Origin of the sequence: Nocardia sp. NPDC049737 (assembly GCF_040674755.1) — a bacterium.
Classification (GTDB): Bacteria; Actinomycetota; Actinomycetes; order Mycobacteriales; family Mycobacteriaceae; genus Nocardia.
Genome location: NZ_JBFANH010000029.1, coordinates 14,138 through 37,345 on the forward strand (window position 1 = coordinate 14,138; position 23,208 = coordinate 37,345).

Here is a 23,208-nt window from a genome sequence, read left to right on the forward strand (position 1 = left end):
CCGTGCGGGCGCTGCTGCCGACCTGGTCGGAATGGCGACCCGCGTTCCGCGCGCCCGGCGCGGACCTGTTGGCGGGGTTGATCGTGGCGTTGGTGGCTTTGCCGCTGGCACTGGGCTTCGGCATCAGCTCCGGGCTCGGTGCGGCGGCCGGTCTGGCCACGGCCATCGTCGCCGGCGCACTGGCCGCGGTATTCGGCGGTTCGCGCTTCCAAGTGTCGGGACCGACCGGCGCGATGACCGTCGTGCTGGTTCCGATCGTGCATCAGCACGGGGCGAGCGGGGTACTGACCGTGGGGCTGATGGCGGGCCTCGTCCTGGTTGTGCTCGCAGTGGCCGGTGTGGGACGCGCGGTCCGGTATATGCCTGCTCCCGTGCTCGAGGGGTTCACGGCGGGTATCGCGGTTGTTATTGCCCTGCAACAGTTTCCGGCTGCCCTGAGGATTACGCACGCCGAGGGCGACAAGGTGTGGCAGTCGGCCCTCGACGCGGTCTGTCGTTTCATCGAGGACCCGAGTGTGGTGACCCCGGTGACCGCGCTGGTGGTGGCCGCGGTCGTGCTGACCGGCGGTCGCTATCTGCCGAAACTGCCGTTCGCGCTGGTCGCGGTGGCCGCGGCCACCGTGACTGCCGAGCTGTTCGATTTGGATCTCGCGCGGATCGGGACCATTCCGCCCGGATTGCCCGCGCCGTCGGTCGGATTCGTGCACTTCGATCAGCTCGGGTCGTTGCTCGCGCCCGCGTTGGCGGTGGCCGCGCTGGCCGCACTGGAGTCGCTGTTGTCGGCGACTGCGGCCGACTCCATGTGCGTCGGTACCAGGCACAACCCGGATCGCGAACTGTTCGGGCAGGGTCTGGCGAATATCGCGGCGCCACTGTTCGGTGGTGTGCCCGCGACCGGTGCCATTGCCCGCACCGCCGTTAATGTCCGCTCTGGCGGCCGTACTCGGCTGGCCGCGCTGACGCACGCGGCATTGCTCGCCGCGATCATCTACCTTGCCGCGCCACTGGTCGCCGATATCCCGCTGGCCGCGCTTGCCGGTGTGCTGCTGGCGACCACGGTGCGGATGGTGGAGACGGCCTCGCTGCTGGCGATAGCCCGTGCGTCGCGCGGTGACGCGATCATCATGGCGCTCACCTTCGGGGTCACTGTGGCACTCGACCTGGTCACGGCCGTCGCGGTTGGTGTCGCGTTCGCGATCGTGCTCGCCTTGCGTTCGGTTGCGCGCGAGGCGCGGCTCGAGCAGGTGCCGCTCGATGAAAACGACTACTTCGCCGAGGAACACGAGTTGCTGCGCGAGCACATTGTCGCCTATCGCATCGACGGTCCGCTGTTCTTCGCGGCCGCGCATCGCTTTTTGTTGGAGCTGGCCGAGGTCGCCGATGTCAAGGTGGTGATCCTGCGCATGTCGAAGGTGACGGCGCTGGATACGACGGGTGCGTTGGTGCTCAAAGACGCCATCGCCAAACTCGAGCACCGCCATATCAAGGTGCTGCTTTCCGGCCTGCGTGCCGACCACCGGCGGCGACTGACCGCCATCGGTGCGCTCCCTGCCGATAGCGAGCACAGCCTCTTCGCCAACACTCGCGAGGCGATTGATCATGCCCGCCGCTACATGCCGGTTGCCAAAGACTTCAGTGCCGGGCAGTCTGGGGCGAATACCCGCACCCACAGGTGATTACGGGGCAGCGCGGTCCTCGGCAATGTTCGGATGGAAAATGCGTTCGGCCGCGTTGCGCAGGGTGGTGCTGCTGTCCGGATCCTCGACATGCAGCGCGAAGACCAACTCGCCGGTATTCGCGAGCAGCCAGCCCTGCCCGCCAGCGGTGGTGACATATCCGCCGCCGCCGATCAGGGCGCGGAGCTGGTCGACCACCGCGGCGGGCAGCGGGCTCGACTCGGCGGAAGTTGCGGGGCGGCCGATTTCGATCATGGGTGGGGTGATGTGTCCATTGGCGATGGCGGCGGTGAAGATCGCCATACCGTAGGGGCTGGCCTGGATCTCGCTCGCCCGGCCGCCGCGTCGGACCTCTTCGGTGCCCGGAGTCGGGATTCGCGAACTCACCTTGTCCAGACCCGTCAGCTCGAAGTCGACGCCGAGTCCGAGCATGCGGGCGGCCTGGCCGATCTCGTCGAGGGATACGTTCTGTGGCGGTTTGTGCGCGATGGTGGCCGCGGCCGTACGCAGTAGTTCAGTCGTGCCGCCGATCGGGGCGAGCCCGGCGAAGGCCACCGGTTCGTTCGTGCTGGCCGCATTGTTCTCGGCCGCGGCGACAATGGCTCCGGTCGCGGGGCGGATCGCGACGACGGCCGCCGGATTCCCCAGATAATTGACCGCATCCTGGGCGGCGCGTTGCCAGTACGGATCCAGGGTGGCGGGCACATCCGGCGCCGGTGTGCCCTGCTGTCCCGCGATATTGGCGACCGGAAGTCCGTCGGGGCCGGATAGCTGAACCGCCCAGCCCGCAGTTCTGTCCCGATTCTGCTGCCACACCGTGCGCAGCGCGTCGAGCATGGGGGATTGGATGCGGCGGTCGGCGGAGATCAGCCGTGGCTGCGGCTGCACCACCACCCCGGGAATCGGCGTGATGTCCGGTTCGAGAACCGCGAAGTCGTCCTGCCGCAGATTCACAGCGACGACCGGTTGACCTTTGGCAGCGGCGAGTTGCGCGCGCAAGGACTCTCCGGTGATAAGCGGGGCGACCGGTGCGATGGCCTTCGCCAGCGCGTCGGTGGTGGCGATCAGATCGGTGATGCGCGCGGGATCGAGCCGGACCACAGCGATGATCTGCTCGCTCATCAACGTTTGTCCGAGACTGTCCTTCACCACGGGCGGCGGCGTTGGGTAGGCCTTTACCAGGTGGACCTTGCGGGTGTTGTCCAGTTGCGGCATAGCGATCGTGGGTTCCCAGGAGATGCGCCAGCCGGTCGCCAACTTTCGTACCGTGCCCTGCGCGTCATATGTCCAGCTTCGATCGGGTCCGAATGTCCACGCGCCCTGCAGGGCGAAGATGCCCTCCCCGGTATCCAATGCGATGAATTGCGACAGACGGAAGTCCGGAGCACCGGGGCCGAGCCCTTCGAATATCTGTCGCAGCGATGCGGCGGCATTGACTGGTTGGGAGGTCAATTTCGCGGCGTTATCCGCATCCCGCTTGTTCAGCAGCGCGGTGAACTCTTCGACCGCGACCCTCGCGTCATCGGGATACTCCTCGAACGAACAGGCACAGCCGCTCAGTGCCACTGCGAGAATCAGTGCGCCGAGTGCGGCCGACCAACGTGCGCGACTCATGTGCGGCCCGACGCCATGACCCGGGGAAATGCTCATCGGGATCCTCGATTCTCGAGTTCAACCGCGATTGATGGTCGTCAGCATCCGCAGGCGCAGCGCAATGGACTTCGAGGCTAGCCCGCGCATTCGGCAGTCATCCATTCGATAAATCGGATAGCCGCCGAATTGCGATGGACTCGAGATGTGGCCTTATGTTGGCTCCCCGCAACAAAGTTCGAGCCGACCGGGGGACCTCGGCCGATGGTCGAGGTCCCCGTCCGATCACGCCTGCGGCGGTGGGCTGAAGACGCCGAAGTCGTTTCCGGAGGTGTCGCGGATGTGCGCGAAGACGAGACCGTCCTTGCCGGTGACCGGTGGGACCGACACCTTTCCGCCCAGCTTTTCGGCGGCTGTGACCGTGGCCGCCACATCCTGTACGAGTACGAAGAAGGTCGCGTGATTGGCCGAGGCGTCGGGGGTGTGCGAGATCCCGCCGCTGGGTGCCTCGCTCGCGGGGTAGCTGACCAAGTCGTAGCCGTCGGCATTCGGGTCCGCGGCGAAGCTCCAGCCGAACAGTTCGCCGTAGAACTTCTCGACCTCTTGCGGTTTATCGCTGCCGACCTGGAACCAGGCCACCGTATTGAAAGGGGGAGTGCTCACCGTGTCTTCTCCTCGCGATCGGGTATCTGTGCCTTGCCCGATCACGATCACCTGGCGCGGCGACAACCCCCTGTCGGTGTTTACCGCTGATTTCGTATCACAGCGCGACGGTGCGCAGTTCGAGGTCTTTCGGTATATCGGTTGGGGTGAGCGGGCGCGGCGACATCGGTGTATCGGTTATGGTCACCGCGCGGATGCGATCCAGCCGGAAGCACCGCGACTCCGCACGCAACCGGCACCACGCGATGAGATACCAGCCGTGCGATCCATTGAGGAATGCCGTCGGCTCGACCTCCCGCTCGCTGACCGCGCCGAAGCGGTCCGAATAGCTGATGCGCAGCACCCGTCCCGTCTCGATCGACTGGCCGATGACCGACGGAATCGCTGGGACGGGTTGCGCATCAACCGGGTCCAGTAGTCGAACGCGCGCCGCGAGGTCGCGGGCGGCGGCCGCATTGCGCTCCGACATCACTCCCAGAATCTTGCGCAATGCGCTGCGCCCGGCTTGATCGAAGGGTGTCGCCTCGCGGCGTGCCAAGGCCACGGCGAGTGCGACCGCCTCGGCCGCCGTGAAGTTGAGCGGCGGCAGCGACATGCTCTTCTCCAACGCGTACCCACCGCGCCTGCCGACATCCGCGTAGATCGGAATGCTCGCCTGCTGTAATGCCGCGATATCGCGTTCGATCGTCCGAACGCTCACTTCATAACGCTGCGCCAACTCTCGCGCGGTCCGCATCCGCGGCGCCACCGCGCGCAACTCCTCGACGATCGCATACAGCCGATCCGTACGGTTCACGCCGCCACGCTAGCGTCGACCACCGACAGCCACCGCGAACCGAATTGCCCTGGCGGAATTCGGGTATCGGCTGAGGGTGTCGCATAGCCAGTGAACGCCTCGCACGGTGGCCTGTGCGCGGGGGATCACTGGGTATGCGACCGCTCGTGTCAGCGGCCGGGGGAGACCAGCCTCGGTTCGTGTAGGTCGAAGTATTCGACTTCGCCCATGAGTTGGCTTTCCTCCTCGAACAGGGCGCGTAGATCGTCTGGAATCTCCAGCTTTTCGTGGGCGCGGGCCTCGGCTTCGGAGGTGAAGTAGACGGCCTCGACGTAACCGTCGCTGCCATATGTCGCCAAGGTGCCGCCGAGAATTTCGGGGCGCAGTTCGTGGATGCGCTCGGTGCCTTCGGCGAGCAGTTCGCGCATGCGCCGTGGATTGCGGGTGTGGCCCTCCATGACCTGGACGAACCCGGCCTGATCCGAGCCACCGCCCAGCCACTGTGTCACCTCGGGGCAATCCATGAACTGCACCGGTCCGTCGAAGCACTGCTCGGTCTCGGCCCACCACTTGCCCTGCTCCGGACGCTGGTTGTTGCGCCGCGCCGCTTCTTCGGATTCGAACCTCGCCAATGCGATGAACGTCCCGTCATTGCACAACCCGCTCGTCGTCCCGAGATAGCCGACGGCTCCCGGCTGCAAATCCTCGATCCACCGATCCATACACCGACGCAGCCGATCGGCGTCGGCAACCTTTCCTTGAATAACTTGGATGAACATCGAGTCCTCCTAGTGCGGAGGGGATCACTCCGCTCTATAGCGAGGCTGACGCGTCGTGGTCCACCGAGGATGCTCGGACCGCTCGGCCCGCGAACGCGGCCACCGCACAGCTAATGGTTCGCCGTGGTGCAGCCATACGCAAGACCGGTGCGAATCAGCGTGCTCGGGCGCAGTTGGTCAGGAAGGTTTCGACCAACTGATTGACGACCTCCGGGATCTCGGCGGCGGCAAGGTGCGCGGCATCCTCGATAACCGCCAGCTCCGCGCCGGGAATCGACCGAGCCATGGTTTCGAGTTCGGGCACCGGAAAGGTGCGATCTTCGCGGCCGCCGACGACCAGCGTGCGGCAGGTGATCGCGGCGAAGCGGTCGCGTTGATCCGGTCGCTCGATCACTACGGATCGGACGGCGTGCGCAACCGATTTCGGGTCATTGCGGCGGGCGGTTTCCAGGACCCGGCGCACGACATCGGGACGCGTGGCTTCGGTGGTCGGTCCAAGGAAGGCGCGCACTACCGAACGGGTGATCGGCGGGCGGATGCCACGCAGGATTCGGATGAGGACCAGCAGCGCCGCGTACTGCAGTCGCTGGCCGGTCGGGGCCGGTGAGGCCGTGCCGTTCATCAAGATGGCGGATCGGACGCGGTCGGGAAATTCGGCGGCGAAGGTGCCGCCGATCATCGCGCCCCAGGAGTTTCCGATGAAGTGTGTCCGTGGCAGTTCGAGGTGGTCGAGGATGTCGACCACACAGCCCGCGCAGTCGTCGAAGGTGAAGCCGCGGGTGAGTGGAGTGGATTTTCCGTGGCCGGGTGGGTCCACCGCAATGGTCTGGTAGTTCTCGGCGAAGTGGGCGACCTGAGCGTCCCAGAGAGCGGCGTCCATCAGCAGGCTCGGCCACATCATGAGCGGATCGCCGTGCCCGGTTGTGACGACGTGCAGGGTGCCGAGCCGAGTCGGGATGTATAGATCAGTGCTGTCCATGGGTTCCTTCAGCGGAGGGCGAGGGCGAGAAAGAAGTCGACGCGGTCTTCGAGGCGGGACAGATCGCGGCCCGTGAGTTCTTCGATGCGTTGGATACGGTAGCGCAAGGTATTCACGTGAACATGAAGTAGCTCAGCGCATTTGGTCCACGAGCCGGAGACCTGGAGGAAGGTTTCCAAGGTGTGCACGAGATCGGCGCGGTTTTCCTGGTCGTAGCTGCTCAACGGGTCGAGCAGGCGCAGGCGGAACATACGCCGGACTTCGTCGGGAACGCTGGCCAGCAGGAGCATATGGGTGGCCAGTTCGTCGTGGCCGACGACGCTGGTGGGGGCGGGGCGGTCGGCGGCCAGGCGGCGGGCGTAGCGGGCTTCTTCGACAGCACCGCGCAGGCCTTCGCCGTCGACGATGCCGCTGACCCCGATCGATAGGTGAGCGCCGTGTAGTCCGGGCTCCAAAGCGGTTACCGCGCGGTGGATTTCGCTGATTGCCGTGCCGTCCGCGGGAATCAGAGCGATGGCTTCGCCATCAACTACACCTGCGGCAGGCCTTTTGCCGTAGAGGATTTCGCGCAGTAGAACGCGTAATTCCCCGGGGCGCAAGGCATCTGCGCCAGCTGCGACCGCGATATAGGTTTCCGCCGGACCGAGACCGGTCAGTTCCAGGCGGGAAATGATCTCGGCGGGTTTGGCATCGGAGACGATCAGTTCGATGAGTTCTTGGGCGAGCCGGCCCTCGGCGCTCTGGCGATCGTCGAGTCGGGCGCGCTCGAGCGACACCACGGCGGCGAGTTCGCCGGTCAGGGCGCGACGTTCCTCCGGCCAGTCCTTGAAGTCGCCTTCGAAGACCAGCAACCAGTCGGCGGCGCGGGAGGTGCTGTGCTCGTCGACGGCGAACAGCGAGTAGCGCGCCTTGTTCTGGACCAGCACGTGGGGGAGGCGGCGGGCATTCAGGAAGGCGGCCGTGACCTCGACCGGCGGGGGTGCGGCGGGTCCGGCCACCACTCGTCCGGTGGACGCGACGACCCAGCAGCGCATGCCGAGATCGCGTTCGATCAGCTCCAGCACCGAGCCAAGTCCGGTACCCGAGACGAGCTGGCGGTGGCGGTCGAGGATGGCGGTCAGATCGGCGGCGCGTCCGGTGGACAGATTGCGGGTCAATGTCTCGGTGACCTGGGCGAATGCGATGTCCTCCCGGACACGGAACAGCGGTATCCGATGCCGCTGACAGGCCTCGACGACATCGGGCGGCGCGCCACCGTAACGGGCGTCGCCGGCGGCGAGTCCGGCGACGCCGGCCTGGGCCAGCGCCCGCACGAAGGTTTCGCTGTCCGCTGGGGCAAGCCGCCACTGCAGCCCGGTCAGTACCAGTTCGCCGCCGGAGAGGTAACGACTCGGATCGAGCATGTCGGTGGTCACTACCCAGCGCACGAAGCGGTCGAGCTCTTCTTCGCCGGTGACGAGCTCGAGACCGAGATCCATGGTCAGAAGTGATCTAAGTCGCACAGTTGCCGAGGCTAACAGCCCAGCTCGTGCCCACCCGGCGACGCTTTGGATATTCACACAAACGAGCCCGTGTGAACTGTCCCACACTTCGGATTTCTGGTTCCTAGCAGCGCGGATGTGCGGCGGGTGTACTTACTCCCAGCACATAACAAGCTCGATGGGAGATCGGATGTCCGGTGAGATCGGATGGCTCAACTCGCTGCCTCCGGACCAGGCCGAGGCGGAACTGCTGACCTGCTGCGCCTCACACGTCTGGGCACGGAAGGTGGCGGCGCACCGGCCCTATGTGGACAGCACGAGCCTGATGGCCGCCGCGGTCGCCGGGGTAGGTGAGCTGAGTTGGCCCGATATCGAGGAGGCGCTTTCCACGCATCCACGCATCGGCGACCGGGCGAAGGCGGGCACACACGAGCGCGAGGCGAAATGGTCCGCCGGTGAGCAGTCCGGCACGGCGAGCGCCGACCAGCAGACACTCGATGACATCGCCGCCGGCAACCTGGCCTATGAGCAGCGGTTCGGACACGTCTTCCTGATCCGCGCCGCAGGCCGCTGCGCCGAGCAGATCCGCGCCGAACTGCGCAGGCGCTTGGCGAATACCGCCGAAGGTGAACGCATCACGACCCAACGCGAACTCGCCGATATCACCCGGCTGCGACTCCGAAAGCTGTTGGAGGACAGGTGAGTCTGTCCACCCATGTGCTGGATGCGGCGAGCGGTCGTCCGGCGGCGGGGCTGCCGGTGCGGCTCGAGAAGGCGGACGGCACCGTGCTCGCCGAGCGCCGCACCGACGACGACGGGCGCATCAAGGATTTGCCCGCACCCGAATTCGGTATCCACCGTTTGATTTTCGAAACCGGTGACCTCAGTCCGTTCTACCCGACGGTGACCATCGACTTCCGCGTCACCGACCCAGCCGAGCACTACCACGTGCCACTGCTGCTCAGTCCCTATTCCTACTCGACCTACCGAGGTAGCTGAACCATGTCGATCAAGCTCGGGCCGAATAGATACGGCAAAGCGGAAAACCGGGTCGTCCGGGTGCGGAAAACCGGTGGTGTCCACGAGATCCGGGATCTGAACGTCGGTGTGGCGTTATCCGGTGATATGGACGAGGTCCACCTGACCGGTGACAACGCGACGGTCCTGCCGACCGACACCCAGAAAAACACGGTATTCGCCTTCGCCAAGGAATACGGCATCACCTCGCCGGAAGCGTTCGGTCTTTTGCTGGCACGGCATTTCGTAGATTCCCAGCCGCCCATCCACCACGCGCGCGTCTCCCTACAGGAGTACGCCTGGGAGCGCATCGTGGTCGGACCCGGCGACAAGCAGTATTCGTTCGTACGCTCCGGCCAGGAGACGCGCACCTCGCGGGTGCATTACGACGGCGAAAATGCCTGGGTGGTTTCGGGTTTGACGGGTCTGGTGGTACTCAACTCCACCGGTTCGGAATTCCACGGCTACATCAAGGACAAGTACACGACGCTGCAGGAGGCCTACGACCGCGTACTGGCCACCGAGGTCAATGCGCAGTGGCGTTTCGCGACTGAGCCCGGAGACTGGGACAAGGCCTATCGCGAGGTTCGCGGTGCGCTGCTCGAGGCATTCGCCGACACCTACAGCTACTCGCTGCAGCAGACGCTCTATGCCATGGGCGACCGTGTGATCAGCGCGGTCCCGGAGGTCTGCGAGGTCCGGCTGTCGCTGCCCAATAGGCACCACTTCGTCGTGGATCTGTCCGGATTCGGACTGGAGAACGACAACGAGGTGTTCTTCGCCGCCGACCGCCCCTACGGCCTGATCGAGGGCACTGTACTCACCGAGGACGCTCCCGCGCCCGGACCGGCTTGGGAGTGACGATGGATTTCCTACAACCCGATACCTGGGCCGAGGCGCTGGAGCTGAAGGCTGCCAATCCGGAGGCCGAACCCATCCAGGGCGGCACCGATGTCATGGTCGAGATGAACTTCGACCACGGCCGGCCCGCGGCACTGCTCGATCTCAACCGCTGTCGCGATCTGTTCGATTACTCGACCGAGCCCGACGGCTGGATCCGAATCGGCGCGGGTGTCCCGTATGTGCGCATCATCAACCGGCTCAACCAGCAGCTGCCCGGCCTGGCGCAGGCCTCGCGCACGGTCGGTTCGCCGCAGATCCGCAATCGCGGCACCGTCGGCGGCAATCTCGGCGGTGCCTCCCCTGCCGGTGACGCCCACCCCGCACTGCTGGCGGGCAATGCGGTGATCGAGGTGGAGTCGACCGCGCGCGGCACTCGCCTGATCCCGATCGATGACTTCTACGTGTGGGTGAAGCAGAACGCCCTGGAGCCCGACGAGCTGATCCGCGCCATCCGGATCGCGCCCGCGACCGGGCCCCAGTACTTTTCCAAGGTCGGCACGCGCAATGCCATGGTCATCGCGGTCTGCGCATTCTCGATCGCATTGCACCCCGATACCCGCACGGTCGGAACCGGCATCGGATCCGCCGGACCGACGCCGCTGCGCGCGACACCGGCCGAGCAGCTCCTCGCCGATGCGCTGGACTGGGATGACCCGGCCTTGTTGCCATTCGAGCTCGTCCGGGAATTCGGTGAGCTGGTCTCGGCCGCCGCCAAGCCGATTGATGACGTTCGAGGCACCGCGGAATACCGCAAACACGCTCTGACGGTGCTGGCCCGCCGCACCCTGTCCTGGGCGTGGACGGACTACCTAGCAGAAAGAAGGAGGGCAGCCTGATGCGTGTGACCTTCGACGTGAACGGCTCGCAAGAGACCGTCGATGATGTGTGGGAAGGCGAGAGCCTCCTATATATGCTGCGCGAGCGCATGGGCCTGCCCGGCTCCAAGAACGCCTGTGAGCAAGGTGAATGTGGTTCGTGCACAGTCTATTTGGACGGCACTCCGGTGTGTTCCTGCCTGGTTGCCGCAGGCCAGGTGCAGGATCGCTCGGTGCGCACCGTCGAGGGCCTGGCCAACGGCGCGAGACTGGATCCGATGCAGGAGGCTTTCGTCGAGGCCGGTGCGGTTCAATGCGGTTTCTGCACACCGGGTCTCATCGTGCAGGCGCACGATCTCATAGAACGCAATCCCGATCCCTCCGATGTGGAGATCCGCGAGGCGCTCGCCGGAAATCTCTGCCGCTGCACGGGATACGAGAAGATCCTCGACGCGGTGCGCCTGGCCGCGGCACGTAAGGCGGGCCAATGAGTACAGCATCGTGTAGCGATTCCGTGCGGGGTGGCGGTCGGCAGACTGTCATCGAGAACGCCTATATCGCGCCGGTCGTCGGTGTCGAGATCGCGTCCGGATACGTAGTCATCTCCGATGGCCGCATCGAAGCCCTCGGCGCGGGACCGGCACCGATCGTCCCGGGTGCCGAAAAGATCGACGGTACAGGCTGTTTGGTGACACCGGGCCTGGTCAACACCCACCACCATCTCTACCAGTGGGCGAGCCAGGGCCTGTTCCAGGATTCAACGCTGTTCGAATGGCTGACCGGTCTCTATCGCACCTGGGCGCGCATGGACGCCGACGTCGTCTACGGCGCCGCCGCCGCCGGGCTGGGTTGGCTGGCACTGACCGGCTGCACCACCAGCAGCGACCACCACTACATCTTCCCGAAGGGGCGCGGCGATCTCTTCGAGGCCGAGGTACGCGCGGCGAGTGAGATCGGCCTGCGCTTCCACCCGTGCCGCGGTTCCATGGACCGCGGGCAGAAGGACGGTGGTCTGCCGCCGGACGAGGTGGTCGAGAGCCGCGACGAAATCCTATCGCACACTGCGGAAGTCATCGATAAGTACCACGATCCGTCGTTCGACTCGATGCTGCGGGTCGCCGTCGCACCGTGCTCGCCGTTCTCGGTGAGCGAGGGTCTGATGATCGATTCCGCGACGCTGGCGCGCGCCAAAGGTGTTCGGCTGCATACCCATCTCGCCGAAACGCTCGACGAGGAAGAGCACTGCATCGAACAGATGGGCTGCACGCCGGTCGAATACATGGAAAAGCTGGGCTGGCTCGGCGAGGACGTCTGGTTCGCGCACGCGGTGCACCTGCACGACGCCGATATCCGGCGTTTCGCCGAAACCGGTAGCGGCTCGGCACATTGTCCCAGCTCCAACGCCCGACTCGGTGCGGGTATCGCCCGCGTCAGCGATCTGGTGGCCGCCGGTGCGCCGGTCGGTCTCGGCGTCGACGGCGCGGCGTCGAGTGAGCTGACCTCCATGGCGGGCGAAATGCGTCAGGCCATGCTGTTCCAGCGCGCGGTCAACGGCCCGACCGCTTTCACCGCGCGCCAGGCGCTCGAGATCGGCACCTTGGGCGGCGCCCGTAATCTCGGCCGCCACAACGAGATCGGGAGTATCGAACCCGGCAAGCTCGCCGACCTCGCCATCTGGCGGGTCGACGGTTTCCGCTCGGCGATCGAGGATCCGGTCTGCTCCTTGGTTTTCGGACCGACACCGCCACTGGCCCGGCTGCTCGTCGGCGGGCGCACCGTCGTGCAGAACGACGAATTGCGCACCGTCGCACAGGATGTCGTCGGCGGGGCCGGTGTCGCGGCCCGGCAACGGCTAATGCGACAGGAGGCATGATGACTGTCCCACGGATCACTCGCTTTCCGAAAGAGGTTGCCGCACCCGGTAAGGGCGGCATCGGCGAGAGCCCGCTGCGCCCCGATGGCACACTGAAGGTCAAAGGCGAGTTCGCTTATGCCTCCGATCTCTGGATGGACGGCATGCTCTGGGGTGCGACGCTGCGCAGCCCGCATCCGCGCGCGATCATCCGCAGTATCAATATCGCGCCAGCACTGGTCATGACCGGTGTGCACGCCGTACTCACCCATGAGGATGTGCCCGGCCGCAAGATGTACGGCCTCGACCACACCTGGGACCAGCCGGTCCTGGCCATCGGCGAGGTGCGCCACCACGGTGAGCCCATCGCCCTGGTCGCCGCCGACCATCCCGAGATCGCTCGGCGCGCCCTCGACGCCATCGAAATCGATTGGGAGGTACTGGAACCCATTACCGACCCGATGGCGGTGCTCTCGGCCCCGAAGCGGCTCGCGGTGCAGGAGCGCGGCGGTATCGCCCGGCATCAGCCGGTGCGAGTCGGCGATATCACCGTGGGCCGTGCGCTGGCCGCCGTGGTGGTCACCGAGGAATACGAGGTCGGCATTCAGGACCAGGCATTCCTCGGCCCCGAATCCGGCCTGGTGATTCCGGCCGAGGACGGCGGGCTCGACTACTATGTAGCCACCCAGTGGATGCACAACGACCTGTCCCAGATCGGGCCGTGTCTCGGCCTGGCCGAGGATCAGATCCGCATGACCATGGCCGGTGTTGGCGGTGCCTTCGGTGGCCGCGAGGACTTGTCCATGCAGATCCACGCGGGCATGCTGGCCATGCGCACCGGCAAGCCCATCAAAATGATGTACAACCGCGAGGAGTCGTTCTTCGGGCACGTGCACCGGCACCCGGCGAAGATGCTCTACGAATACGGTGCCAATGATGCCGGAAAGCTCACCTACGCAAAGGTTCTCATCGTCCTCGACGGTGGCGCATACACCTCGGCGACGCTGAATGTCACCGGTAACGCGTCCTCGCTCGCGGTGGGGCCGTACGAGATTCCGCACATCGAGATCGACGCCTACGGCGTCTACACCAATAACCCGCCGTGCGGTGCGATGCGCGGATTCGGCGCGGTGCAGGCCTGTTTCGCACACGAGTCGATGATGGACAAGGTCGCCGAGGCGCTGGATCTCGATCCGGTGCACGTGCGCCAGATCAATGCGGTGTCGCAGGGTTCGAAGCTGGCGACCGGTCAGGTGCTGCACGCGCCGACGCCGATGGCCGAAATGCTCGGGCAGCTGCGGGACATGCCGATGCCCCCCGAGCTGGACGCCTCGGATATCCGGAACCTGCCCGGCGGCGCATCGCAGACGACGCACGGCGAAGGTGTGGTGCGTGGTGTCGGTTACGGCGTCGGCATCAAGAACATCTGCTTCTCCGAGGCCTTCGACGACTACTCGACGGCTCGGGTGCGGCTGGAAGTCATTGCCGGAGAACCGGTTGCGCTGGTGCACACCGCGGCCGCCGAGGTCGGTCAGGGACTGGTGACGGTCGAGGCGCAGATCGCGCGCACCGAACTCGGTATCGAGCGGGTCACCATTCACCCGGCTGACAACCAGGTCGGCGACTCGGGTTCGTCGTCCGCCTCCCGGCAGACCTATATGACCGGTGGCGCGGTGAAGGCGGCTTGTGAAGCCGTGCGCCAGCGCGTACTCGCCTTGGCCCAGGCCGAGTTCGGCGCCTCGTCGGGACTGCGACTGGTCGGCGGCAAGGTGGTTTCGCGCACGGGGGAGGTGCTCGCGGCGATCGTCGATGTCCTGGATGAGGGGGTTATCGAAGAGACCCGCGAGTACCACCACCGGCCGACGACGGGCATGGATTCCGTTACGGGACAAGGCAATAGCCACACCCAGCTGGCTCTCTGCGTACACCGCGCGGTGGTGGACGTGGATACAGACCTCGGCCTGGTCAAGGTCGTCTCCCTGGACGCGGTCCAGGACGTTGGCAAGATCATGAACCGCCTGTCCCTGGAGGGCCAGATCCACGGCGGCTCCGTACAGGGGCTCGGGCTGGCGGTCATGGAGGAAATCCAGGTAAAAGACGGTAAGGTGCGCAATCCGTCCTTCACCGACTATCTGATCCCGACGATTCTCGATACGCCGTCACAGCGGCTGGAGATTCTCGAAAATGCCGATCCGCACGCCCCCTACGGGCTGCGCGGCGCCGGAGAGCCGCCCACGCTCTCCTCTACCCCCGCGATCGCCGCGGCGATCCGTGACGCCTGCCGATCGCGGGGTGGAAACGTGCACATCAACCGAGTGCCGGTGCGACCGGAAGACATCATCCGGAGCAGTTGATCAACAGGGGCAGCCGGTTCCAGTGGACCGGACAGACTCCACAACAGCAGTACCCGAACCATGCGGTCCGGCCGGTCCGAAAGGACGGCGGCCGGACCGTAGGTCGGCTACGCCCCGAGGAGGGCACGCCAATGACCCAGATTCAGACCAAGCCCAGCACACCAGAGCCGGTAGCAGGAAGGTCTGCGCTCGACCGGTACTTCCGGCTGAGCGAACGCCGCACCACCGTCTCCCGTGAAATCCGTGGCGGTGTCACCACTTTCGTCGCCATGGCCTACGTCATCCTCTTGGTGCCGTTGATTCTCGGCGGCGTCGCGGATGTCAACGGTGACAAGCTGAGCATCGCCCAACTCACCACGGCCACCGCGTTTTCCGCAGGCCTCAGCACCATCCTGATGGGCGTCGCGGGCAATGTGCCGCTGGCGCTCGCCGCCGGGCTCGGTGTGGTTCCGGTGGTCGCCTTCCAGGCGGCACCGCATATGACTTGGCCGCAGACCATGGGTTTGGTCGTGCTGATGGGCGTGATCATCGTGGTGCTGGCCGCGACCGGACTGCGGACGATGATCATCAATGCCATCCCGCTCGGTCTCAAGAATGCGATCGGCGTCGGGATCGGCATGTTCATCGCGATGATCGGACTGGTCTCGGCCGGGGTCGTCGGGCATGGCGCGCAGACCGGTCCGCCGGTCACCCTCGGCGCCGATGGTCACCTATCCGGTTGGCCCGTAGTGGTTTTCGCGGTCGGGCTGCTGGTGATGCTGGCGCTATTCATCCGCAAGGTGCCCGGTGCGATTCTGATCAGCATCGCCATCTCGACGGTGCTCGCCATTATCGTCAACGCACTGGCGAAGATCGACCCGCAGACCTGGGGGCCGGTGGTGCCGGAGCAGCCGAAGGGATTCTTCGCGGCACCCGATTTCGGGTTGGCGCTGAATATCGACCTCTTCGGCGGTTTCGCTGAGGCGGGCGGGCTGGTCGCGGGAGTCGTGCTGTTCACCCTGGTGCTGACCGGGTTCTTCGATGCCATGGGAACGGTTTTCGGCGTCTGTGACGAGGCCGGACTGCTCGATGAAAAGGGCACCATGCCGGGTATCGGCAAGGTGCTGACCATCGACGGTATCTCCCAGGTCATCGGTGGTGTCAGCGGCGGCGCCGGAAATACCGTGTACGTCGAATCCGCGACGGGTGTCGGTGAGGGCGCCCGCACCGGACTGACCAGCGTGGTAACGGGTGGATTGTTCTGCTTCGCAGTATTTTTCACCCCACTCGCCGCCGTGGTGCCGATCCAGGCCGCCGCACCGGCGCTGGTTATCGTCGGTGCGCTGATGATGACCCAGGCCCGCAAGATCGATTGGAACGATCTCGAGGTGGCGGTGCCCGCCTTCCTGACCATCGTGCTGATGCCGTTCACCTACTCCATCACCAACGGTGTCGGCGCGGGCCTGATCGCGTACGTGGTGATCAAGCTGGCCCGCGGCAAATTCCGTGAAATCCATTGGCTGATCGGGGTGGTGAGCCTGGTGTTCGCCGGTTACTTCGGCATCTCGGCCATCGAACTACTCCTGGGCGGATAGCACCATGCGCGACCTCACGGCAGAACTTCGGAAATGGCATGCGGTGCAGAAGGATTACGCCGTGGCCACCGTCATCGGCGTCACGGGAAGTGCCCCTCGGCCGCCCGGCGCGGCGCTGGCGGTCGACGCCGACGGCAATGTCATCGGAAGCATTTCCGGTGGCTGTGTCGAGGGCGCGATCTACGAACTCTGCCGTGCGGTCCTGCGCACCGGACAACCGGTGCGCGAAATCTTCGGATACAGCGACGATGACGCCTTCGCGGTCGGACTGACCTGCGGCGGCGAACTCGAGGTCTTCGTCCAGCGGATCACCGAGGTCGAACGTGTCGCCATCGAGGCGATCCTGCGCACCGACGAGGCGGTGACACTGGTAAGGGATCTGAAAACCGGTGCGGCCATGGCGATCGGGTCCTGGTGGACCGTCGGCGCCGCCTTCGACGAGGTAGTCGTGGCCGAGGCCATGGCGATGCTCGATACCGGCGCCACCGGTGTGCGTGAGATCGGCTGTGGTACCGGTGAAGTCGCCGTCTTCGTGGAATCGTATGTACCGCCGCCGCGCATGATCGTCTTCGGCGCAATAGATTTCGCGGCCGCCGTAACCAGGATCGGCCGCTTTCTCGGATATCACGTCACCGTCTGCGATGCCCGCCCGGTATTCGCCACGCGCGCGCGTTTTCCGGACGCCGACGAGATCGTCGTGCAGTGGCCGGACCGGTATCTCGCACGCACACAGGTTGATTCGCGCACGGTGCTGTGTGTGCTCACCCATGATGCCAAATTCGATATTCCGTTGTTAGAGGTTGCGCTGCGGCTGCCGGTGGCCTACGTGGGTGCGATGGGGTCCCGTCGCACCCACGGGGACCGCATGGCCGGGCTGCGGGCCGCCGGTATGACGGAATCGCAACTGGCCCGATTGCATTCACCGATCGGGCTGGATCTCGGCGCGCGGACCGCGGAGGAGACGGCGGTATCCATCGCCGCCGAGATCGTCGCGGTGCGCCGCGGCGGCTCGGCCCAACCGCTGACCGCCACCGGCGGACCGATCCACCGGGACCTGCTTCCGGTCTGGTGAGCCGCGCACGCCGCCGTACACCCGGTACGCGGGGCGCGCGCGGTTTCGGCACCGAGTCTGCGGCTGGAGCATCCTACGAAATCGACTTCGGGATATCCGATCGGCTTCGGGCTAATCGCCGCTATTCCGACACTGCGGTCGGCCCACATAATTGACGAAATTGCGAACAAAGGATTCACCGAATGCCGTTGATATTTCTGAATGGCTCCGCCATGCGCGGCGGACCGCTCAATCATCTGCTCGACGGCGCGCCTTTCGCCGGTGCAGCGAAAACGGCGCCGCGCTACCGTTTCTATTCGGTCGGCGATCGGTTCCCGGGCCTGGATCCCGTCGCTGACGGCGGCGATTCGATCTCCGGTGAACTCTTCGACATCTCCATGGAAGTGCTGCGGCGGCGGCTGCTGCCTGCCGAACCACCCGAACTCGAACTCGGCGCGATCGAACTCGCCGACGGCCGTTCGGTGTTGTCGATGCTGCTGCGCCGCGCGCCGACCTCGTATCCGGAGTTGATCGATATCACCGCCATCGGCAGCTGGCAGCAATACCGTCAAGGAGCTGAATGAATAATCAGGCCGGGGGCGTCGCCTTCCCGAAATTCGATGTCAATTGTTCGATCCTGTTCACCGATCTCCCGTTGCTGGAACGCCCCGCCGCGGCAAAGCAGGCCGGATTCGACGCAGTCGAATTCTGGTGGCCGTTCGGCGAGGATCCGACGCCGGGCGATAAGGAGATCGATGTGTTCGTGCGCGCGATCCGCGATGCCGGTGTGGAATTGGTCGGTCTGAACTTCATCGACCTGATCCCGCTGGGCGGGCGTGGTCTGGTCTCGGTTCCGAGTGAGGTCACCCGGTTCCGGGACAATATCGATGTCGCCGTCGGTATCGCCGAGGAGACCGGCTGCCGCGCGCTGAATGCCCTCTACGGCAATCGCGTCGGGGGCGAGAGCCCGCAGAAGCAGGACGAACTCGCACTGGAGAACTTGAGCCTGGCCGCGCAGGCGGCCGATGCGATCGGCGCAACCGTTCTGCTGGAGGCACTGAATGCCTTTGAGTCGCCGCACTATCCGATCGTGAGTGCCGCACACGCCGGGCAGGTCATCGAGCAGACCGGTGAACCCAATGTGCGGTTCCTTTGCGACCTGTACCACCTAGCCCGCATGGGCGAGGGCCTGCACTCCGTGATCCGCACGCACGCGGCGCAGCTGGGCCACGTCCAGATCGCCGACAATCCGGGCCGCGGCCGTCCCGGCACCGGCGAACTCGATTTCGCCGCGCTCTTCGAAACCCTGGCCGAGATCGGCTACGACGGCTGGATCGGCCTCGAATACAAAGACCCCGAGCTGGATTGGAAGTGGATGGCATGAGCGAGCGTAGCGAGCGAATCAAAGACACAGCGCCCCTTGGGCACGGCGAAGCCGTGAACAAGATCGGTTTTGTCGGCCTGGGGATCATGGGCAGCCCGATGGCGGGTCACCTCGTCGCCGCCGGGCACGAGGTGACCGGTTACGACATCGGACCCACCGGACTCGAAAAGCTGAAGGCGGCGGGCGGTTCGGCAGCATCCGGTGTCGCGGAAGCGGTGCGGGAGAAGGACATCGTCATCACGATGCTGCCGCAGGACGAGCATGTCGAGGCGGTCTTCGCCGATGTGCTGGTGCACGCCGCGCCCGGCACGCTGTACATCGACTTCTCCACCATCACGCCCAAGACCGCTCGCTGGACCGCCGAGAAGGGCGCAGAGAAGGGCCTGCGGGTGCTCGACGCTCCGGTCTCCGGCGGTGAGCCGGGCGCGATCAATGCCGCGCTGTCGATCATGGTCGGCGGTAACGAGGCCGACTTCGCCGCGGCCACACCGATTTTCGAGGCGGTCGGCAAGACCTTCGCGCTGGTCGGTCCGAACGGTGCAGGTCAGGTGGTCAAGGCCGCTAACCAGCTCGTCGTTGGTGGCACCTACGCGCTGGTGGCCGAGGCGATCCTGCTGATGGAAAACCTGGGCGCGGATGCCGAGAAGGGCCTCGATGTGCTGGCGGGCGGGCTCGCGGGCAGCAAGATCCTCGACCTCAAGCGCGCCTCCATGCTGAAGCGGGACTTCAAGCCCGGCTTCCGAATCGACCTGCACCACAAGGATATGGGCATCATCCTGCGGGCCGCCCGCGACGCCGAGGTGTCGATCCCGATGGGTGCGCTGACCGCGCAGTTGATCGCCGCAGCCCGCGCGATGGGTCACGGCTCACTGGACCACTCGGGTCTGCTGAAGGTGACCGAGGCGCTCTCGGGCCGGGAGAGCTGACCATGACACGCATGCGCACGGTGGATGCTGCCGTTCTGATTCTCGAAAAGGAAAGTGCGACACAGGCATTCGGTCTGCCAGGTGCCGCGATCAACCCCTTCTACAGCGCGATGCGCGCACACGGCGGTATCAAACATGTGCTTGCCCGTCACGTCGAGGCCGCCTCGCATATGGCCGAGGGGTACACCCGGGCGGCGGCGGGCAATATCGGTGTCTGCATCGGCACCTCGGGGCCTGCGGGCACCGATATGATCACCGGCCTGTATTCCGCCAGCGCGGACTCGATACCGATCCTGTGCATCACCGGTCAGGCGCCGGTGGCCAAGCTGCACAAGGAGGACTTCCAGGCGGTCGATATCGCCGCCATTGCCGCACCGGTGAGCAAGTGGGCGGTGACTGTGCTCGAACCAGCACAGATACCGGGGACCTTCCAGAAAGCCTTCCAGTTGATGCGGGAGGGGCGGCCGGGGCCGGTCCTGATTGATCTGCCGATCGATGTGCAGCTCGCCGAAATCGAGTTCGATATCGAGACCTACCAGCCGCTCGAGGTGCACCGCCCGGCCGCGACGCGGGCACAGGCGGTCAAGGCCATCGAGATGTTGAATGCGGCGCAGCGGCCGCTGATCGTCGCGGGCGGCGGCATCGTGAGTGCCGATGCCGCGGCGGCGCTGATCGAATTCGCCGAACTCACCGGTGTTCCGGTGGTGCCGACGCTGATGGGCTGGGGCACGATTCCCGACGATCACGCGCTGCACGCGGGCATGGTCGGACTGCAGACCTCGCACCGGTACGGCAATGCCACCCTGCTCGAATCCGATTTCGTGCTCGGCATCGGAAACCGTTGGGCCAACCGGCATACCGGCGGTGTGGAGACCTACACCAAGGATCGCACCTTCGTGCACGTCGATATCGAGCCGACCCAGATCGGTCGCGTATTCGCACCGGATTACGGCATCACCTCCGATGCGGGTGCCGCACTGCGCGTCTTCGTCGAGGTCGCGCGCGAACTCGACGCGGCCGGGGAGTTGCCCGATCGCAATGTGTGGGCCGAGCAGTGCCGCAACCGGAAACGGGTGGGCCTGCGCAAGACGCACTTCGACGATAAACCGATCAAGCCGCAGCGCGTATACGAGGAGATGAACAAGGCGTTCGGGCCCGATGCGCGCTACGTCAGCACTATCGGTCTGTCGCAGATCCAGGCGGCGCAGCTGCTGCACGTCTACCGGCCGCGGCACTGGATCAATGCGGGGCAGGCCGGACCGCTGGGCTGGACGGTACCCGCGGCCATCGGTGTCGCGACGGCCGATCCGAATGCCACCGTGGTCGCGCTCTCGGGTGACTACGACTTCCAATTCCTCATCGAGGAATTGGCTGTCGGCGCGCAGTTCAATATCCCGTACATCCATGTGGTGGTGAACAATTCGTATCTGGGCCTGATTCGTCAGGCGCAGCGCGCGTTCGACATGGACTACTACGTGCAGCTCGCTTTCGACAATATCAACAGCCCGGAGCTCGCCGGCTACGGCGTCGACCACGTCAAGGTCGCGGAAGGCCTGGGCTGCAAGGCGATTCGGGTATTCGATCCGGCGTGGATCGGTTCGGCCCTCGATGAGGCGAAGAAGCTGGTGACCGAATTCCGGGTGCCGGTAATCGTCGAGGTCATCCTCGAACGGGTGACGAATGTTTCGATGGGACTCGAGATCGACAATATCGTCGAATTCGAGGAGCTCGCGCAGTCCGCGGCCGACGTCCCGACCGCGACCGCACGGCTGGACTGAGCCGCTATGACTCGAGTCCTGATCGCGTCCGACAAGTTCAAGGGGTCGCTGACCGCGGCGCAGGTCGGTGCCGCTGTCCGCGCCGGTATCCACCGCCTCCGGCCCGGTGCCGAGGTGTCGGTGGTGCCGATCGCGGACGGCGGGGACGGCACCGTCGCCGCCGCATTGGCCGCGGGTTTCGAGGCGGTCCTGGTGACCGCGTCCGGGCCCACCGGCGAACCGGTGTGCACGGCGTATGCCCGCCGCGACAATATCGCCGTCGTGGAACTGGCGGACGTATCCGGGCTCGTGCGACTACCAGGCGGAAAGTTCGCACCGATGACGGCCACCAGCCGCGGCGCCGGCGAGGTCATCGCCGCGGCCATCGATGCGGGCTGCCGTCGGGTGGTGCTGGGCATCGGCGGCAGTGCGGGGACCGACGGTGGTGCCGGGCTGCTCGCGGCACTCGGTGCTCGGCTGCTCGATGCCGACGGAGCCGAAATCGGTGACGGCGGTGCGGCATTGGCCCGGCTGCACACGATCGACCTCGCATCTGTGCGGGAACGGCTGGTCGGGGTCGAGATCACCGTCGCGTGCGATGTCGACAATCCGCTCACCGGTCGGCGCGGTGCAGCCGCCGTCTATGGTCCACAAAAGGGTGCCGACGGTAACCAAGTGGCGGAGCTGGATTCGGCGCTCACCCACTGGGCGGATCGTGTCGCGGTCGCCACCGGCAACGATCTGCGTGAACGCCCGGGTGCCGGTGCGGCGGGCGGGGTCGGATTCGTGGCCGTCGCGGTGCTCGGTGCTCGGCTGCGTCCCGGAATCGAATTGGTTTTGGAGCTGGTCGGTTTCGCCGAGCGCGTGGCCGATGCGGATCTGGTGGTGACCGGGGAGGGCATGCTCGACGAGCAGACCCTGTACGGCAAGGCGCCGGCTGGTGTCGCTACTGCCGCTGGGTTTGCGGGCGTCCCGGTCGTCGCTGTCTGTGGCCGGAACAGGCTGCCCGACGAGCGATTGCATGATGCGGGGTTTTCGGCCGCATACGCCCTGGCCGATATCGAACCCGATATCGCGCGCTGCTTCGCGGAGGGGGAGCTGCTGCTCGAGCGGCTGGGTGTGCAGATTGCCGCCGAGCACCTGCCGCCGGATCCCACGGCGGAGCGGCCGTCTGCCGAACACCTGCCGCCAGATCTCTCGACCGGGCGGCCCTCTGTTGGGCACCAGTCGCCGGAGGTCGCCACGGATCAGGTGTCTCCAGACCACGCCGCCGGGGCGGCCACGGCCGAGTGGCCGTCTGCCGGGCACCTGTCGTCGGAGGCTGCTGTAGCCCAAGAGTCGGCAGGTCACGTCGCTGGGGCGGCCGCCGCGGTGCAGCGATCTGCCAAGCACCAGTCGTCGGAGGCCGCTACGAACCGAGGGTCGGCAAGGCACGCGGCGGGAGCCGCCACGGCCGAGTCGTCGTCTGCCGGGCACCTGTCGTCGGAGTCCGCTACGGGCCGAGGGGCTGCAGGCCACGCCGCTCAGGGTGCCTCTCCGGAGCGGCGTGTAGCGGACCTGGCCGATGACATTGTCGCGGCCACCTACCGAAATAGCGGCGGCGCAAGGACATTCGACGGGAGATTCCGATGA

21 protein-coding genes are annotated in these 23,208 nt (G+C 65.8%); 15 read left to right on the forward strand and 6 right to left on the reverse strand.

The window, feature by feature from the left end; genetic code table 11:
* The first annotated feature begins 2 nt into the window (after positions 1-2).
* Complete coding sequence (locus AB0J47_RS32130) at positions 3-1,676, forward strand: SulP family inorganic anion transporter (RefSeq protein WP_364354649.1); 1,674 nt, start codon at positions 3-5, stop codon at positions 1,674-1,676.
* Here the strand turns inward: AB0J47_RS32130 and AB0J47_RS32135 are convergent, their stop codons facing one another.
* The 6 genes from AB0J47_RS32135 to AB0J47_RS32160 all read right to left on the reverse strand — a co-directional run bounded on the left by AB0J47_RS32135 (position 1,677) and on the right by AB0J47_RS32160 (position 7,940).
* Positions 1,677-3,326 (reverse strand): NTF2-like N-terminal transpeptidase domain-containing protein, encoded by a 1,650-nt coding sequence (locus tag AB0J47_RS32135; protein WP_364354652.1) that lies wholly within the window; start codon positions 3,324-3,326, stop codon positions 1,677-1,679.
* Between the two features lie 225 nt (positions 3,327-3,551).
* Positions 3,552-3,929, reverse strand: coding sequence for a VOC family protein (locus tag AB0J47_RS32140; RefSeq protein ID WP_364354655.1), 378 nt, complete (start codon positions 3,927-3,929; stop codon positions 3,552-3,554).
* A 97-nt stretch (positions 3,930-4,026) separates the two neighbouring features.
* Positions 4,027-4,725 (reverse strand): WYL domain-containing protein, encoded by a 699-nt coding sequence (locus tag AB0J47_RS32145; protein ID WP_364354658.1) that lies wholly within the window; start codon positions 4,723-4,725, stop codon positions 4,027-4,029.
* Positions 4,726-4,874: 149 nt separating this feature from the next.
* A complete protein-coding gene (locus tag AB0J47_RS32150) occupies positions 4,875-5,483 on the reverse strand; it encodes a hypothetical protein (protein ID WP_364354661.1) in 609 nt (202 codons plus the stop codon).
* Between the two features lie 154 nt (positions 5,484-5,637).
* The gene (locus AB0J47_RS32155; RefSeq protein WP_364354664.1) at positions 5,638-6,462 is read right to left on the reverse strand and encodes an alpha/beta fold hydrolase; all 825 of its coding nucleotides are present in this window, start codon (positions 6,460-6,462) and stop codon (positions 5,638-5,640) included.
* A gap of 8 nt (positions 6,463-6,470) precedes the next feature.
* The gene (locus AB0J47_RS32160) at positions 6,471-7,940 is read right to left on the reverse strand and encodes a PucR family transcriptional regulator ligand-binding domain-containing protein (protein WP_364354667.1); all 1,470 of its coding nucleotides are present in this window, start codon (positions 7,938-7,940) and stop codon (positions 6,471-6,473) included.
* A gap of 193 nt (positions 7,941-8,133) precedes the next feature.
* Between AB0J47_RS32160 and uraD the strand changes: the two genes are divergently transcribed.
* The 14 genes from uraD to AB0J47_RS32230 all read left to right on the forward strand — a co-directional run bounded on the left by uraD (position 8,134) and on the right by AB0J47_RS32230 (position 23,208).
* Entirely contained in the window at positions 8,134-8,646 is a 513-nt protein-coding gene (gene uraD, locus AB0J47_RS32165) for a 2-oxo-4-hydroxy-4-carboxy-5-ureidoimidazoline decarboxylase (RefSeq protein WP_364354670.1), read from the forward strand.
* Positions 8,643-8,942, forward strand: a complete 300-nt coding sequence (gene uraH / locus AB0J47_RS32170; RefSeq protein WP_364354673.1) for a hydroxyisourate hydrolase — start codon at positions 8,643-8,645, stop codon at positions 8,940-8,942. The genes uraD and uraH overlap by 4 nt, the downstream gene beginning before the upstream one ends.
* Before the next feature lie 3 nt (positions 8,943-8,945).
* The gene (gene pucL / locus AB0J47_RS32175; RefSeq protein WP_364354676.1) at positions 8,946-9,821 is read left to right on the forward strand and encodes a factor-independent urate hydroxylase; all 876 of its coding nucleotides are present in this window, start codon (positions 8,946-8,948) and stop codon (positions 9,819-9,821) included.
* A 2-nt stretch (positions 9,822-9,823) separates the two neighbouring features.
* Entirely contained in the window at positions 9,824-10,699 is an 876-nt protein-coding gene (locus tag AB0J47_RS32180; RefSeq protein ID WP_364354679.1) for an FAD binding domain-containing protein, read from the forward strand.
* The gene (locus tag AB0J47_RS32185; RefSeq protein ID WP_364354682.1) at positions 10,699-11,169 is read left to right on the forward strand and encodes a (2Fe-2S)-binding protein; all 471 of its coding nucleotides are present in this window, start codon (positions 10,699-10,701) and stop codon (positions 11,167-11,169) included. Before AB0J47_RS32180 ends, AB0J47_RS32185 begins: the two co-directional genes overlap by 1 nt.
* Positions 11,166-12,551: an 8-oxoguanine deaminase gene (locus tag AB0J47_RS32190; RefSeq protein ID WP_364354685.1), complete on the forward strand. Its 1,386-nt coding sequence runs from the start codon at positions 11,166-11,168 to the stop codon at positions 12,549-12,551. Before AB0J47_RS32185 ends, AB0J47_RS32190 begins: the two co-directional genes overlap by 4 nt.
* Positions 12,551-14,884 carry a molybdopterin cofactor-binding domain-containing protein gene (locus AB0J47_RS32195; protein ID WP_364354688.1) on the forward strand — a complete coding sequence of 778 codons (2,334 nt, stop codon included), beginning with the start codon at positions 12,551-12,553 and terminating at the stop codon, positions 14,882-14,884. Before AB0J47_RS32190 ends, AB0J47_RS32195 begins: the two co-directional genes overlap by 1 nt.
* A 131-nt stretch (positions 14,885-15,015) precedes the next feature.
* The gene (locus AB0J47_RS32200) at positions 15,016-16,458 is read left to right on the forward strand and encodes an NCS2 family permease (protein WP_364354691.1); all 1,443 of its coding nucleotides are present in this window, start codon (positions 15,016-15,018) and stop codon (positions 16,456-16,458) included.
* Positions 16,459-16,462: 4 nt separating this feature from the next.
* Complete coding sequence (locus tag AB0J47_RS32205) at positions 16,463-17,530, forward strand: XdhC family protein (RefSeq protein ID WP_364354694.1); 1,068 nt, start codon at positions 16,463-16,465, stop codon at positions 17,528-17,530.
* Between the two features lie 182 nt (positions 17,531-17,712).
* Positions 17,713-18,093, forward strand: coding sequence for a gamma-glutamylcyclotransferase (locus AB0J47_RS32210; RefSeq protein ID WP_364354697.1), 381 nt, complete (start codon positions 17,713-17,715; stop codon positions 18,091-18,093).
* The gene (locus AB0J47_RS32215; protein ID WP_364354700.1) at positions 18,090-18,893 is read left to right on the forward strand and encodes a TIM barrel protein; all 804 of its coding nucleotides are present in this window, start codon (positions 18,090-18,092) and stop codon (positions 18,891-18,893) included. The genes AB0J47_RS32210 and AB0J47_RS32215 overlap by 4 nt, the downstream gene beginning before the upstream one ends.
* Positions 18,894-18,946: 53 nt before the next feature.
* Positions 18,947-19,819 (forward strand): NAD(P)-binding domain-containing protein, encoded by an 873-nt coding sequence (locus tag AB0J47_RS32220; protein ID WP_364354988.1) that lies wholly within the window; start codon positions 18,947-18,949, stop codon positions 19,817-19,819.
* Between the two features lie 2 nt (positions 19,820-19,821).
* Positions 19,822-21,597: a glyoxylate carboligase gene (gene gcl / locus AB0J47_RS32225; RefSeq protein ID WP_364354703.1), complete on the forward strand. Its 1,776-nt coding sequence runs from the start codon at positions 19,822-19,824 to the stop codon at positions 21,595-21,597.
* Between the two features lie 6 nt (positions 21,598-21,603).
* A complete protein-coding gene (locus tag AB0J47_RS32230) occupies positions 21,604-23,208 on the forward strand; it encodes a glycerate kinase (protein ID WP_364354706.1) in 1,605 nt (534 codons plus the stop codon).